12 protein-coding genes are annotated in these 13,933 nt (G+C 74.8%); 11 read left to right on the plus strand and 1 reads right to left on the minus strand.

Annotated features, from left to right (window positions below; all coding sequences use genetic code 11):
- Window positions 1–103 precede the first annotated feature (103 nt).
- Window positions 104–1,765, minus strand: a complete 1,662-nt coding sequence (locus ACIRQY_RS18240) for a hydrolase (RefSeq protein ID WP_403926728.1) — start codon at window positions 1,763–1,765, stop codon at window positions 104–106.
- Window positions 1,766–2,063: 298 nt separating this feature from the next.
- On the opposite strand from ACIRQY_RS18240, the gene ACIRQY_RS18245 reads away from it, so the two are divergent.
- The 11 genes from ACIRQY_RS18245 (at window position 2,064) to ACIRQY_RS18295 (ending at window position 13,929) form a co-directional block, all read left to right on the plus strand.
- Window positions 2,064–3,629, plus strand: coding sequence for a phage tail sheath family protein (locus ACIRQY_RS18245; RefSeq protein WP_403926730.1), 1,566 nt, complete (start codon window positions 2,064–2,066; stop codon window positions 3,627–3,629).
- 98 nt (window positions 3,630–3,727) lie between these two features.
- Complete coding sequence (locus ACIRQY_RS18250) at window positions 3,728–4,171, plus strand: phage tail protein (protein ID WP_351788117.1); 444 nt, start codon at window positions 3,728–3,730, stop codon at window positions 4,169–4,171.
- The gene (locus tag ACIRQY_RS18255; protein WP_351788120.1) at window positions 4,171–4,590 is read left to right on the plus strand and encodes a hypothetical protein; all 420 of its coding nucleotides are present in this window, start codon (window positions 4,171–4,173) and stop codon (window positions 4,588–4,590) included. Before ACIRQY_RS18250 ends, ACIRQY_RS18255 begins: the two co-directional genes overlap by 1 nt.
- Window positions 4,587–4,739 carry a DUF6760 family protein gene (locus ACIRQY_RS18260; RefSeq protein WP_351788123.1) on the plus strand — a complete coding sequence of 51 codons (153 nt, stop codon included), beginning with the start codon at window positions 4,587–4,589 and terminating at the stop codon, window positions 4,737–4,739. The genes ACIRQY_RS18255 and ACIRQY_RS18260 overlap by 4 nt, the downstream gene beginning before the upstream one ends.
- A gap of 102 nt (window positions 4,740–4,841) precedes the next feature.
- Window positions 4,842–7,898, plus strand: coding sequence for a hypothetical protein (locus tag ACIRQY_RS18265; protein ID WP_403926733.1), 3,057 nt, complete (start codon window positions 4,842–4,844; stop codon window positions 7,896–7,898).
- 63 nt (window positions 7,899–7,961) lie between these two features.
- Window positions 7,962–8,399: a phage tail protein gene (locus tag ACIRQY_RS18270; protein WP_351788129.1), complete on the plus strand. Its 438-nt coding sequence runs from the start codon at window positions 7,962–7,964 to the stop codon at window positions 8,397–8,399.
- Between the two features lies 1 nt (window position 8,400).
- On the plus strand, window positions 8,401–9,141 hold the full coding sequence (locus ACIRQY_RS18275; RefSeq protein ID WP_403926735.1) for a LysM peptidoglycan-binding domain-containing protein: 741 nt from the start codon (window positions 8,401–8,403) through the stop codon (window positions 9,139–9,141).
- Window positions 9,138–10,952, plus strand: a complete 1,815-nt coding sequence (locus ACIRQY_RS18280) for a VgrG-related protein (protein ID WP_403926738.1) — start codon at window positions 9,138–9,140, stop codon at window positions 10,950–10,952. The genes ACIRQY_RS18275 and ACIRQY_RS18280 overlap by 4 nt, the downstream gene beginning before the upstream one ends.
- Before the next feature lie 13 nt (window positions 10,953–10,965).
- The gene (locus tag ACIRQY_RS18285) at window positions 10,966–11,364 is read left to right on the plus strand and encodes a GPW/gp25 family protein (RefSeq protein ID WP_351788137.1); all 399 of its coding nucleotides are present in this window, start codon (window positions 10,966–10,968) and stop codon (window positions 11,362–11,364) included.
- Window positions 11,365–11,374: 10 nt separating this feature from the next.
- Window positions 11,375–13,363 (plus strand): putative baseplate assembly protein, encoded by a 1,989-nt coding sequence (locus ACIRQY_RS18290; RefSeq protein ID WP_403926741.1) that lies wholly within the window; start codon window positions 11,375–11,377, stop codon window positions 13,361–13,363.
- On the plus strand, window positions 13,360–13,929 hold the full coding sequence (locus tag ACIRQY_RS18295; RefSeq protein ID WP_351788143.1) for a phage tail protein: 570 nt from the start codon (window positions 13,360–13,362) through the stop codon (window positions 13,927–13,929). Before ACIRQY_RS18290 ends, ACIRQY_RS18295 begins: the two co-directional genes overlap by 4 nt.
- The last annotated feature ends 4 nt before the right edge of the window (window positions 13,930–13,933 follow it).

Genomic DNA, 13,933 nt, shown 5'->3' on the forward strand with positions numbered 1-13,933 from the left:
TGAAACGACAGGAACGACAGGAACGACAGGAACAGGAGGGGGGCCACCCGATGCGGGTGGCCCCCCTCCTGCTGTCGCTTCCCGGGGTCAGCGGGTCAGCCGGTCACTTGACGCTGCCGCCGATCATCTTGCGGAGTGTCGGCCAGTCGACCTCGCCGCTGGGCGACAGGCCGACGGACTGCTGGTAGTTCTTGATGTGCGCGGTGACGTTGCTGCTGTACTTGGTGGTCTTCACGGTGCCGTTGCGGAGCCAGTCGATGCCGTACTGGGCGTTGGTCCGGCCCCGCTCCAGGTCGGCGGGGCTGAATTCCCGGTTGATCGCCCACCAGAACGCCGCCATCAGCCTGGTGTTCTCCCCCGTGGTGGAGCCCTGCTTGACCGAGTCGGGGGTGATGCGCTGGGCCCAGAGCGAGGTCAGGGTGGCGTTGCCGAGGGTGCCCCGCGTGTCGTTCTTCAAGATCTCGCCGGAGTTCTTCCCCCGGTCACCGTCCGCCTTGACGGCGTCCTGGTAGCAGACGATCGCATGGTAGGTGGGCGTGTCGATGACGCCCCGCTTCCAGGGCTGCTTGAGCGTGCAGGGGTTGCTGTTGCCCATGGCCGCGAGGCGTTCCTGGGCGAACTCGACCACCACGTCCGGTGCGTTGCCGTACGTCCACGGGGGGAGGTCCTTCGGCGCGGGCGGGGGCACGGCGGGCTGCTGGGGGCTGCCGGGCTCGGGGGCGCCGCCCTCGGTGGGCTGGGGCCGGGTCGTCGGCGCGCCGCCGCCCGACCCTCCGCTTCCGGAGCCGCCTCCCGAACCACCGCCTGAGCCGCCGTCACCCGAACCGCCGCCCGGACCGCCCTGGTCGGCGGGCGGCGGGGGCCCTCCGTCCGTGCCCGGCGGCGGAGCGCCGGGGCTCTCCGCGCCGGGCGGGGGCGCGCCGGGGCCGCTCGGCGGGGGCGGCGCCTCGGGCAGGGTGTCCCCGCTGCCCTGGGGCGCGGGCTTGGGCGCGCCCGACGCGCGCAGGTCCTTGGCCGCGCTGGTGACCTTCGGGGAGAAGTTGAACCAGAGGAAGACGAAGGCGATGGCGGCGGTGAGGAGGAGGCCGCCCGCGACGACGAGCCAGTTCCCGAGGACAGGCCGCTGGTCGAAGGTGGCGTCGAGGTCGAGGGCGGTGTCGTCGCCCGCGCGCCGTACGGAGACGGTGAAGCGGTGCGACTCCTCGGCGCCGGTCCACCGCACGGCCTGGGGCCGTACCACCAGTTCGCCGAAGGCGGCGCGGCCCGGCGCGATCTGCACGGCGTTGGGCCGTACGTCGAAGGTGAGCCGGTTGGCGTCGTCGCGGACCACCAGGGAGGCGGTCAGCGGGGTGTTGCCGAGGTTGTCGACGGCGATGCGGGCGCGCCCGCGGAAGCGGCCGACGAGCGCGGGAGGCAGCAGTTCGGCGCGGGTCTCGGTGAAGGGGGTGACCGTCAGCCGGCCTTCGACGACATCGCGCGCGGCGCTGTTCTCCCGGGGGTCGACGCGGATGCCGAACGCGAGCGGTCCGGCCTCGACGTCCGAGGAGCGCGGCGGGGCGAAGGAGATCTCGGCGACGCCCTCGCTGCCCGGGTAGAGGCGGAGGACGTCCGGCTCGACCCGGGACCAGCCCGAAGGTTTGCCGACGAGCGAAAGCCGGTATTCCTCGACGGTGTCGCCGGTGTTGCGCACCCGCAGGCGGGCACCGGTCCGCGCTCCGGGCTCGACGGTCACCTCGGCCGGGTCCAGAGAGGTCCACATGGTCATGGGCGAACGGTAAGGGCCGGGGGTGGGTCTGCGGCTGCCCGAAAGTCCTCGACCGGGGGCAGTGTGTCGTGCCCACGCGCGCCCGGCCGACCAGGGGATCCGGTGCCCGGCCGGGACGTTCGGGCACCTTCGGCTGCCCCCGTGACCGCCCGTTCCCCCCTCCCCCGGGCCGCTCGGCGCGCGGGAGAGTGGTACGCGTCAGAGCGCTGCGCCGCGACGACTCCGACGCCCCCGGCCGGTGCCTCCGTGGCACGGCGGCCCCCGGTCGGCAGACCCCACCAGCGAGGAGCAACCGAACGTGCCCACCTATCTGTCCCCCGGCGTCTACGTCGAGGAAGTCGCCAGCGGGTCCCGGCCCATCGAGGGCGTCGGGACGTCCGTCGCCGCGTTCGTCGGGCTCGCGCCCGAAGGCCCGCTCGACGAGCCGGTGCTGGTCACCAACTGGTCGCAGTTCGTCGCGTCGTTCGGAGCCTTCACGGAGGGGTACCACCTCGCCCACTCCGTGTACGGCTTCTTCAACAACGGCGGCTCCGCCGCGTACGTGGTGCGTGTCGGCGGCGGGGACGCCACGGGTGCCGCCGGGTCCGCCGGTGAGGCCGCTCCCCTGGAGCTCGTCGCCGGTGAGGCCACCGCGCTCGGCACCTTCCGGGTGGCCGCCCTGGCCGCCGGGACCGAGGCGGGCGGCCGGCTGACCGTCGAGGTGCAGGACGTCGAGGGCGACGCCGAGCGCTTCAAGCTCGTGGTGAAGGACGGCGAGAAGGTCGTCGAGAGCTTCGACGCCTCCGCGAAGAAGAGCGCCCGCAACTACGTGGTGACGCAGGTCAAGCAGCGCTCCAAGACCATCGTGCTGGAGGAGGCCGTGGCGGGCGGGCAGCTCGCCCGTCCCGAGGCGCAGGCCGTGACGCTCGCCCCGCCCGCCCAGGTCCCGGCGCCGGTCCCCGCCACCGGTACCGCCCTGGAGTCCGGCCGGTTCATCGGCGACTCCGCCGACCGCACCGGCTTCGGCGGTCTGGAGGCGTACGACGAGATCAACATGGTGGCCGTGCCCGACCTGATGGGCGCCTACCAGCAGGGGCTCATCGACCTGGAGCAGGTCAAGGCCGTGCAGCTCGGTCTGATCGCGCACTGCGAGCTGATGGGCGACCGGATGGCGATCCTCGACCCGCCGCCGGGTCTCAACGCGCGGGATGTCCGCAAGTGGCGCCAGGAGGAGGCCGGTTACGACTCCCGGTACGCGGCGCTCTACTACCCGTGGATCAAGTCCTTCGACCCGGCGAGCGGCCAGACCCGTACGGTCCCGCCGTCCGGGCACATGGCGGGCGTCTGGGCGCGCAACGACTCCGAGCGCGGTGTCCACAAGGCTCCCGCCAACGAGATCGTGCGCGGCGCGGTCGACCTGGAGCTCCAGATCACCCGGGGCGAGCAGGACCTGCTCAACCCGATCGGGGTGAACTGCATCCGGGCCTTCCCGGGCCGTGGCATCCGGGTGTGGGGCGCGCGGACCCTGGCCTCCGACCCCGCCTGGCGCTATCTGAACGTGCGCCGCTACTTCAACTACCTGGAGGAGTCGATCCTCGTCGGGACGCAGTGGGTGGTGTTCGAGCCCAACGACCCGTCGCTGTGGGCCCGTATCCGCCGCAACATCTCCGCGTTCCTCGTCAACGAGTGGCGCCAGGGCGCGCTGTTCGGCCAGCGGGCCGAGGACGCGTTCTACGTGAAGTGCGACGCCGAGACGAACCCGGCGGAGTCCGTGGACCTCGGCCGGGTGGTCTGCGAGATCGGCATCGCCCCGGTGAAGCCCGCCGAGTTCGTGGTCTTCCGTCTCGCGCAGTTCCAGGGGGGCGGCGGCGAGCTGGAGGAGTAGTCCTCCCCTCCGCCCGCCCGTCTCCCGTACCCCGAACCGTCCTGGTTCCCCGCGCGCCGCGCGCGGGGGACCGCCCCTCAGCACAGGAGTGAACTCCCATGTCCCTGGACACCGGTGACGCCCTCACCACCCATAATTTCGGCCTGCAGATCGACGGCGTGATGGTCGAGACCCTCCAGGAGATCAGCGGTCTCTCGATGGAGCAGGACGTCATCGAGTTCCAGCAGGTCTCGGCGGACGGCAAGCCGATCATCAAGAAGCTGCCCGGTGTGAAGAAGGCCGGCGAGTGCACGGTGACCCGTGGCGCGACCCAGTCCGCCGCGTTCACCGAGTGGATCTCGGCCTCCATCGCCGGTGACATGGGCTCGGCCCGCAAGGACGCGTCCATCATCTTCCTGGACTACCAGCTCGCCGAGGTCAAGCGGTACAACCTGCGCAACGCCTGGTGCACCAAGGTCGAGCTGAGCGCCACCAAGGCGGGGGACGCCGCCGCCCTCACCGAGCAGGTCACCATCACCTTCGAAGAGCTGACGCTCGGCTGATGCGACGCGAGGGATCGGCGGGGACCCGGCAGGACCGCCCACAGGAGCCGCTCCGCACGGAGTTCGAGTTCGAACTGCCGCGCGGGTTCGTCGACGAGGCGGGCACGGTGCACCGCCACGGGGCGATGCGGCTCGCCACGGCCAGGGACGAGCTGCTCCCGCTGCGGGACATCCGGGTCCGTGAGAACCCGGCCTACCTGTCCGTGGTGCTGCTCGGCCGGGTCATCACCCGGCTGGGCACGCTCCCGTCGGTCCACGACGGGACGGTGGAGAACATGTTCGCCTCCGACCTGGCGTTCCTGCAGGACTTCTACCGGCAGATCAACGCGGAGGGCCACACCAGGGCCGCCGTCGCCTGCCCGCACTGCGAGGAGTCCTTCGAGGTCGAGCTGGCCGGGAGCCGCCTGGGGGAATCGTGACGTACGCGGCCGACCGGATCGAGGAGGAGACCGCGTACCTCGCCTTCCACTTCCACTGGGGCATGGACGACATCCTCGATCTGGAGCACACGGACCGGCGGCGGTACGTGGCCCAGGCCGCTTCGCTCGTGGAGCGGTCCCAGGCGTGACGGCGGGGCCCGGGGAGACCGGAAGGCCGGGAAAACCGGGAAAGCCGGGAAGACCTGGGAGACGGAGAAGACGGGGAAAGGAGGGCGGAGGAGAAGATGGGCATGTTCGAGAAGTGGCGGACCGCGCGGGGAGCGCGCGCCGACGCGCGGGACGGGGCTCCGGCCCCCGCCGCACCCCCGGCGGCACCGGGGGACGCCTGGCGGGCGCTGCCACCCGTCCAGCGGGTCCTCGACGGTCCGCGCACGGTCTCCGAGCACGGCTTCTCCGCCTCCCTCGCCACCCACTGGAACCCGTCCTTCCAGAGCGACCTCGGGCACGGTGCCGTGCCCGGGGCGCCCGGCGGTGTGCTGCTCGACGCGGTACGGCCGGTGGCCGGTCCCGCCACGCCGGGCGCCGAACTGCCGGGCCTCCGGCTGCCGGTGGCGGGCGCCGCCGCGACCGTCCCCGACACCTCCGCGGTACCCCCGGGCGTCTCCCGCTCGGCGACCGGAACCGCTCCGGCGGTGCAGCGGGCGGGGGCCGGGCCGGTGGGCGGGCCCACCGGGTCCGCACCGCGCGGTGCGACGCCCGCCGCGCCCGTGCGGCCCGTGCCCGTGCGGCGGGACGCGTACGTCTCCGCCCGGCCCGAGCAGCCGCCGCGTGCGCTGGCTCCGGTCGGCGCGGCCCCCGTGCGCCGGACCGCGGCCCCGGCCGCGCCGGTCGAGCCGCCCGCCCCGGCGCGGCCGCCCGGGGCACCGGCCGCCGCGCGGCCCCAGAACGTCCCGGGTCCTGCTTCCCCCGCAGGGCCCGGGACTCCGCACGGCACGCCCACCGCCCCGGTCCAGCGGCGCCCGCAGATCCGGCGCTCGTGGCGCGCGCCCGGCGCGGACTGGAACACGACGGCGTCCGCGCCGCCGAGCCCGCCGGCCGCGCCGCCGGTCCAGCGGGCACCGGCCGCGCCGAAGACGCCGGGCAGCCCGGTGCCGCCGCCCGCACCGACCGCTCCGGCCGCGCCGAAGGCGCCCGGCGCCCCCGCGCCGCAGACCCCGCATACCCCGCCGGTCGTCCAGAGGGCGTCCGCCGCCCCGGTGCCGCCGACCGCGCCCACCCCGCCGCCGGTCCGGACGGCGCCCGCCGCACCGACCACGCGGAAGGCACCCGCACCCCCGGCGACGGACGCTCCGAGGACGTCCGCCGCACCGGCGGGACCGCGCACGTCCGGGCCCGTGGACACCGGGACCGCGCCGACCGCTCCGGCGAGTCCGGGCGCCTCCCCCCTGACGCGACCCCGGGGCGGCTCCGCCACGCCGACGCCCGCCCCCTCACCGTCGACCACACCGACGCCCCTGCCCACGCCGTCGACCGCGCCGAAGGCGTCCACCGCCCCGGCGGGACCGGCCGAAGCGGGGCCGAAGGCCGCGCGGGTCGTCCAGACGGCCCCGACCGAATCGAACACTTCCCGTACGGCGAAGGCCCGGGGTGGCTCCGGGGCATCGACGCCCACGCCTTCTCCTTCTCCCGTCGCGGGAGCCACGCCGACCGTCCAGACCGCACCGGGCATCCCCCGGTCGGCGGCGCGGGGCGGGCCCGTCACACCGTCGGCCACACCCGCACCCGTCCCCCGGACGGCTTCCACCGGCCGGACCCCGGCGGCCCGGGACAGCTCCGCCACCACTCCTGACGCCGCCACGGCACCGGCCGTCCGGACCACGCCGGACGCTCCTCGCCCGGCGGCGGCCCGGGGCGGCGGCGCGCCGACTCCGCCCGTCGGCCCCCTCCCCCGCACGGAGCCGATCGCGCGGACCGCGACGGACACCCCCCGTACCGGGGTTCCCGACCGTGCCGGGACGCCGGTTCCTCCGGCCCCCGCGCCGTCCGGGGCCACGCCCCCGGCGGCCTCCTCCGTCCAGCGCGCTCCCTCCGCCCGGACCTCCCCCGTCCCCCCGGAAGCACCGCGCGCCCCGGCGGCCCGGAGCACTCCCGGAGCCGTGACCGGGCCCGCCCCGGCGGGCGCGCCGGTCGTCCAGCGCGCCCCCGGGGCCCCCTCCCCGTCCGCCCCCGGCGCCCCGTCCGCGTACGGCGAACGGCCCGCTCCGGTGGCCCCCGACGCCAGGACGACACCCGCCCCCACGGCCTCCACCACACCTGTCCCCCGGGCCGTCCCGGTGCAGCCGGTCGTCCCGCGCACCCCGGACACGTCCGGCGGGACCACGCCCACGCCCACCGCGTCACGCGCTCCGGCGGCCCCCTCGGCCGCCCCCGCCTCTCCCACGGCCCCGGGCGGCCGTGCCTCCTCGCCGGTCTCTCCGGACGTCAGGAAGCCGCCCGCCCCGGCGTCCCCCGCTCCTCCTGCCACGGCCACTCCCCGGACCGGGCTCGGTGCGCCGATCCAGCGTTCCCACGCGCCCGCCGCCCCCGCCCGCCCGGTCGGCCCCGCCCCCCGGCGCTCCCCCATCGGCGCACCCGTCACTCCGCCGGTCCCGGCGCCCGCTCCCGCCCCGGCGGACCCGCGCCCCGGACCGGAAGCGGCCCCGGCCCCCCGTACCCCGGAACCGGCGGCGGCACCCCCCGTCGCCGAGGCGGGCCCCGCCCCCGTCGTACAGCGCCGGACCGGACCCCTGCCGGTCGTCCGGGTGCCGCGCCCCGCGCAGCGCCGGGCGGCGGCCGTGCTGCCGCTGGCCGGGGGACGGCCGCTCGCGCCGGGCGTTCCCGGGGCTGCTCCGGTCGCCGCCGCACCCGCCCCGGTGGCGACGCCCGCTCCCCTGCTCACGCCGTCCGCCGCGCCCTCGGTGCAGCGGCAGGTGGTGCCGCTGGCCTCGCCCTCCGCCGTGCGGCCCGTGGCCCGGCCCGTCGTCGTGCAGCGGCAGGCCGCACCCGAGGCGGCGCCCGTACCGGCCGTCCAGCCGCTTCCCGCGCCCGCCCCCGTACCGCTCCAGCGGACCTCGGTGGCCGTGCCCGCCGGGCCTCCCGGGCCCCGGGGCACCCCGGTGGCCCGTACGGCTTCGGCCCCCGCCGCCGTCCAGCGGAAGGCGTCCGGGGCTGCCGCGCCGGACGTCGAGTCACCCACCCAGCTCGACGAACTGGCCCGGCGGCTCGTGACTCCGCTGTCGCGGCTGCTCCGTGCCGAACTGCGCGCCGACCGCGAGCGGGTGGGCCGCCTCCGCGACCACGGGCGCTGACCCGGCCCGTACCCCGCCCGCCGCATCTCCCGCCCGTGACCCCCGATCCGAGAGACCCCCACCATGCCCAACGAGCTGGATCCCGCCTCCACCATCTTCTTCAAGCTGACGATCGACGGCCAGGACCTCGGCCTGTTCAACGGCTGCGAGGGCCTCTCCTCCGAGGTCGAGGTGGAGCGGCGCCAGGAGGGCGGCAACAACGGCTTCGTGTGGCAACTGCCCACCCGTGTCACGTTCTCCACGATCCGGCTGACCCGTCCGCTGACCCCGGACACCGCGAAGGTCGCCGCGTGGATCTCCTCCCTCGCGACCGGGATCACGCGCCCCACGGCGCAGATCGCGGCGCTGCGGGCGGACAAGTCGGTGGTGGCGCAGTGGGGCCTGGTCGAGGTGCTGCCGGTGCGGTGGACGGGTCCGACGCTCGACCCGGCGAGCCCGGCGGTGGCGACGGAGACCCTGGAGATCGCGCACCACGGTTTCACCGACGCCGGAGGCGCCTGAGATGTCCGGGCTCATGGGCGCCATAGCGGCGCGCGGTCTCTCACGGGCCACCCTGGCGATCCATCAGCCGCCGACGGACCTGTCGAGCAGCTACGGCGGGAAGCTCGGCGAGGTGAAGTTCCAGTTCAATCCGGACGAGCTGCGGCTGAGCCGGTCCGCGAGCTGGCTGACGGAGCAGGCCGTGGCGTACGACCGGGGGGCGCCGCCGAAGTTCACCGGGAGCCTTCCGGCGGAGCTGCAGCTGGAGGTGTTCCTGGACCGATCGGGCGATCCGTCCTCGAACGACGTGCAGCAGCAGGTGGAACTGCTCCTCTCGTGCTGCGAGGTGACGCAGCAGAGCATCAGCGCGAAGGCTCCGTCGCCGCCGTGGGTGCGGTTCTCCTGGGGGTCGTTCTCGACGGTGCAGTTCGTGGCGTACGTGACGTCGGTGTCGGCGACGTACACCCTGTTCAGTCCCAGTGGCATTCCGATCCGGGCCACGTGTTCGCTCGCGCTGACGGAGATCTCCAGCGCGACCAAGAAGCAGAATCCGACGTCCGGCGCGCTCTCGGCCCGGCGGGTGCACCGCACGGTCGCCGGGGACTCGCTCGCCTCCCTGGCGTGGCGCGAGTACGGCGACGCGACGCGTTGGCGCGTCATCGCGGAGGCGAACGGCATCGACGATCCGATGCGTCTGCGTCCGGGCACGGAACTGCTGCTCCCGTCCACCACCGAAACGCCGGCCACCGAGGGCGCCTCATGAGCGAGAAGACCTTCACCACCGTCCTGCACGTGCAGCTGGACGGGACGCCCCTCCCGGACCCGTTGGCGGTCCGGCTCACCGAGGGCTGGGTGGACTCCAGTGTCAATGTGCCGTCCGCCTTCCAGCTGACCTTCGCGGACAAGGACGGCACCCTCACCGGGAAGTTCCCGTTCCTGAAGGTGGGGGCGATGGCGGTGCTGTCGCCGTTCACCGACGGCAAGCTGGGCGAGCCGATGCTCACCGGCGAGGTGACGGCCCTGGAGGTGGACGGGGCGCCCGGGCACGGGCGGTACCTGATCCTGCGGGGGTACGACCCGGGGCACCGGCTGCTGCGCAGCAGGCGGGTCGAGGGCTATCCGAACATGACCGCCTCGGACATCGTGCGGAAGCTGGCGGCGCTCAACCGGATTCCGATCGGCCGGGTGGACGCCACGCCCACGGTGTACGAGCTGGCGACCCAGCCGAACATCACGGACTGGGACTTCCTGTCCCGGCTCGCGCGGGAGAACGACGTCCGGCTGTCGCTGGACACGGCGGGCAGGCTGGTCTTCGCCGCGCTGCCGCCCGCGTCCTCGGCGCCGTCGGACACCACGCCCGCGGCGGCCAGCCCGTACGTCCTGGACTTCGGGGCGAACACCCTGCACAGCAGGGTGTCGGTGACGGCGGCGGGGCAGGTGGCGAAGGTGGACGTGCGGGGCTGGGATCCCCGTACCAAGCAGGCGTTGTCCTCGCCGACCCCGGCCGTGGCGAGCCGGGAGATCATCTCCGACATCACTCCGGCGCAGTTGGCCGCGCCGTTCGGGCCCGCCGAACTCACCTACACCGCGACGCCGTTCACGACCCAGTCGGAGGTGACCCGGGCGGCCACCGCGCTCGCGGACGACGTGACGGGCTCGTTCGCTGAACTGGAGGTCGCCGTCACCGGCAATCCGGCGCTGAAGCCGGGGCAGCCGGTGGCGGTGAAGGGCGCCGGGTTCCCCTTCGAGGGGCGGTACACGGCGACGGGTGTGCGCCATGTCTTCGCGTCGGGGCGGCAGTTCGCGACCTGGCTGACGGTGTCGGGGCGCCAGTTCCGCTCGCTGTACGGGACGGCGTCGGGCGGTGGCGAGCCCGCGCCGCCGATGCCGGGGGTCGCGGTGGCCCTGGTGACCAACACCAAGGACCCGCTGTCGCTGGGCCGGGTCAGGCTGCGCTTCCCGTGGCTGTCGGCGACGTACGAGAGCGGCTGGTGCCGGGTGGCGCAGCTGGGCGGACGCGGCGGCGGGGGCCTGATGCTGCCGGAGGTGGACGACGAGGTGCTGTGCGCCTTCGACCGGGGCTCCCTGGAGCATCCGTACGTCCTCGCGGGTCTCTACAACGGTGTGGACCGGCACGCCCCGGCGACGGACCGGGTGCCGCCGGTCGATCCGACGAGCGGGCGGGTGCAGTGGCGTGCGCTGACCTCCCGTACCGGGCACACGGTGGAGCTGCGGGAGGAGGGCGGGCGGACGCGGGCCACGCACGGCATCCGGCTGCGGACGGCGAAGGGCGCGCTGAGCGTCGAGCTGAACGAGGCCCGCACGACGCTGACGGTGGAGAGCGACGGCACCGTCACCATCACCGGCGCGCGCGGGGTGACCGTGGAGTCGGGGACGGATCTGACCCTGGCGGCGAAGGGGTACATCCGGCTGGACGCGGGACTGGGCGTGGACGTCAAGGCGGGCCTGAAGTTCAAGGTGTCGGCGGACGTGCAGGTGGCGGTGAACACGCTGGCGTTCGTGACGGCGACTCCGCCGTTGCCGAACCCCATCGCGGCGAAGCTGCCGATCTGATGAGGAGGGCGTCTTGAGTGAGCATTTCGTCGGCGCGGGCTGGGCGTTCCCGCTGCGGACCGGGCCGAGCGGTTCGATCGCCCTGGTGCGGCGGGACCGCGAGATCGAGGAGTCGATGCGGCTGGTCCTGGCCACCGCGCCGGGTGAGCGGCCGATGCGGCCCGAGTTCGGCTGCGCGGTGCACGAGCTGGTGTTCTCGCCGGTCAACGACGCGACGATGGGCCGGATCCGGTACGAGGTGATGACCTCGCTGGACCGCTGGGAGCCGCGCATCGAGGTGGAGGACGTCACGGTCGCCCCGGCGCCCGGGGAGCCGACCACGCTGTTCATCGACGTCCACTACCGGGTGCGCGGCGCGAACAGTCCGCGCAACCTCGTCTTCCCCTTCTACGTCATCCCCTCCGAGGACTGAAAGAGCCGCCATGGTCCTGCCCGCCCCCCATCTCGACGACCGTCGTTTCCAGCAGTTCGTGGACGACGCCAAGCGCTACATCCAGCAGGCGTGCCCGGAGTGGACCGACCACAACGTCTCGGACCCGGGCGTGACCCTCGTCGAGGCCGTCGCGCACATGGCGGACCAGCTCGTCTACCGCCTCAACCGGGTGCCCGAGAAGAACCATCTGGCCTTCCTGGACCTGCTGGGCGTGACGCTGTTCCCGCCGGGCGCCGCGCACGCCGACGTCACTTTCCGGCTGTCGGCTCCGCAGCCGGAGCCGGTGCTGCTGCCCGCCGGGACGGAGGTGTCGACCGGGCGGACGGAGACGGAGGAGGCGGTGGTGTTCGCGACCTCCGCCGATCTGACGGTGGTGCCGTGTTCGCTGGCGCGGCTGGTGCGCCAGGAGGCGGGTGGCACTCCGGAGGACCGTACGCAGGATCTGCTGGGCGGGGAGGACGTGGCCGCGTTCACTCCGCTGCCCCGGGTCGGCGACCTGCTGCTCTTCGGTCTCTCGGCGGCGGCGCCCGACTGTGTCCTCGTCCTCGATCTGGACAGCCGGGTCGACGGCGTGGGCGTGGATCCGCGCCGTCCGCCGCTGGTGTGGGAGGCGTGGTCGGCGGCCGAGGGCTGGGTGGAGTGCGAGGTGGACGAGGACTCCACCGGCGGTCTGAACCGGCCGGGCGAGGTGGTGCTGCACCTGCCGTCCGGGCACGCGGTGTCGCGGCTCGGCGGGCACGAGGCCGGGTGGGTGCGCTGCCGGGTGGTGGAGCCGCTGGAGGGGCTGCCGTCGTACAGCGATTCGCCGACCGTACGGGCGGCGGAGGCGTTCACGATCGGCGGTACGGTCCGGGCGGCGCACGCGGAGACCGTGCGGGACGAACCGCTCGGCGAGTCCGAGGGGGTGGCGGGGCAGCGGGTGCGGCTCGCCCACGCGCCGGTGGTGGACCGGCCGCCGCTGCTGCTCCAGGTCGCGGCGCGGGCCGACGGGGCCGGGTCCGGGGACGACCCGGAGGAGGGCTGGGAGGAGTGGGGCGTCGTACGGGACTTCGCGTCGTCGCGCCCCGGGGACCGGCATTTCACGCTGGACGCGACGACCGGCGAGATCGCGTTCGGTCCTTCGGTGCGGCAGCCGGACGGCACGCTGCGGCAGTACGGCGCGGTGCCGCCGAAGGGCGCGGCGATACGTGCCGTGCGGTACGGCACCGGGGGCGGCCGGGCGGGGAACGTGGCACGGTCCACGATCTGCGTGCTGCGCAGTTCCATCCCGTACATCGCGCGGGTGGAGAACCGGGAGGCCGCCCGGGGCGGAGTGGACGGGGAGACCGTCGAGGAGGCGAAGACCAGGGCGCCGGTGACCCTGCGGGCGCAGGAGCGGGCCGTGACCGCGCGGGACTACGAGGAGCTGGCGCGGCGGGCGGCGCCGGAGACCGCGCGGATCGCGTGCCTCGCGGCGGACTCGGCGGAGGCGGGGGACAACGCGGTCCGGGTGCTGGTGGTGCCGCAGGCGGTGCCGGACCGTGGCGGCCGGCTGCGGTTCGAGCAGCTGGTGCCGGGCGAGGAGCTGCTGTCGCGGGTGACCGGGTTCCTGGACGAGCGGCGCCCGCTGGGGACGCGGCTGGCCGTGGGGCCGCCGTTCTACCAGGGGGTGACGGTGGTGGCGACGCTGCACGCGTTCCGCTCCGCGGAGGTGGAGCGGGTGCGGGCCGACGCCCTGGACACGCTGTACGCGTATCTGGACCCGCTGACGGGCGGGGCGCACGGCGAGGGGTGGCCGTTCGGGCGTCCGCTGCGGGCCGGGGAGGTGTTCGCGGCGCTCCAGCGGGTGCCGGGGGTGGAGCTGGTGGACGAGGTGCTGCTGCATCCGGCCGATCCGCTGACCGGACGGCGGGGCGACACGACGGACCGCATCGAACTGGCGCCGTCCGCGCTGCTGTTCCCGTTCGACCACCGCGTCCGTGTGATCGAGGCGCGGTGAGCGGCTCCGCGCGGGGTACGGTGCCAGGGCTCGCGACCCCGTACCCGCTGGGCGCGGCGCTGCCCGCCGTGTACGCGGAGGACGACTTCGGCCAGCGGTTCGTGGCCGGTCTCGATGTGGTCTTGGCGCCCCTGTTCAACGTGCTGGACTCGCTCGACGCGTACTTCTCGCCCGCGCTGGCCCCGGCGGACTTCGTGGACTACCTGGCGACCTGGGTGGGCGCGGAGCTGGACGGCGGGGAACCGGTCGAACTGCGGCGGCACGCGGTGGCGTCCGCCGTGGCGCTGCACCGGGTCCGGGGGACGCGGCAGGGGCTCGCCGCGGCGGTCCGGCTCGCCTTCGGTGTGCCCCCCGAGATCACCGAGAGCGGCGGTGCGAGCTGGTCCGCCGGGCCGCTCGGGCCGTTCCCCGGGACCCCGGTGGCCGGTCTGCGGGTCGTCCTGCGGGTCGGGGACCCGGCCGCCGTGGACCCGCACCGGCTGCGCGCGGTGGTGGCCGCGGCCCGTCCCGCACACCTTCCGTTCACGGTCGCGGTGACCACTTCCCGTACTTCCGAAGGAGCTTGACCTG

It is taken from the genome of Streptomyces sp. NPDC101490, assembly GCF_044767145.1.
GTDB lineage: Bacteria > Actinomycetota > Actinomycetes > Streptomycetales > Streptomycetaceae > Streptomyces.

Coding starts and splice junctions, on each gene's coding strand:
- ACIRQY_RS18240 (WP_403926728.1), bottom strand. CDS start 1,765: ATGACCATGTGGACCTCTCTGGACCCGGCCGAGGTGACCGTCGAGCCC.
- ACIRQY_RS18250 (WP_351788117.1), top strand. CDS start 3,728: ATGTCCCTGGACACCGGTGACGCCCTCACCACCCATAATTTCGGCCTG.
- ACIRQY_RS18255 (WP_351788120.1), top strand. CDS start 4,171: ATGCGACGCGAGGGATCGGCGGGGACCCGGCAGGACCGCCCACAGGAG.
- ACIRQY_RS18265 (WP_403926733.1), top strand. CDS start 4,842: ATGTTCGAGAAGTGGCGGACCGCGCGGGGAGCGCGCGCCGACGCGCGG.
- ACIRQY_RS18270 (WP_351788129.1), top strand. CDS start 7,962: ATGCCCAACGAGCTGGATCCCGCCTCCACCATCTTCTTCAAGCTGACG.
- ACIRQY_RS18275 (WP_403926735.1), top strand. CDS start 8,401: ATGTCCGGGCTCATGGGCGCCATAGCGGCGCGCGGTCTCTCACGGGCC.
- ACIRQY_RS18280 (WP_403926738.1), top strand. CDS start 9,138: ATGAGCGAGAAGACCTTCACCACCGTCCTGCACGTGCAGCTGGACGGG.
- ACIRQY_RS18290 (WP_403926741.1), top strand. CDS start 11,375: ATGGTCCTGCCCGCCCCCCATCTCGACGACCGTCGTTTCCAGCAGTTC.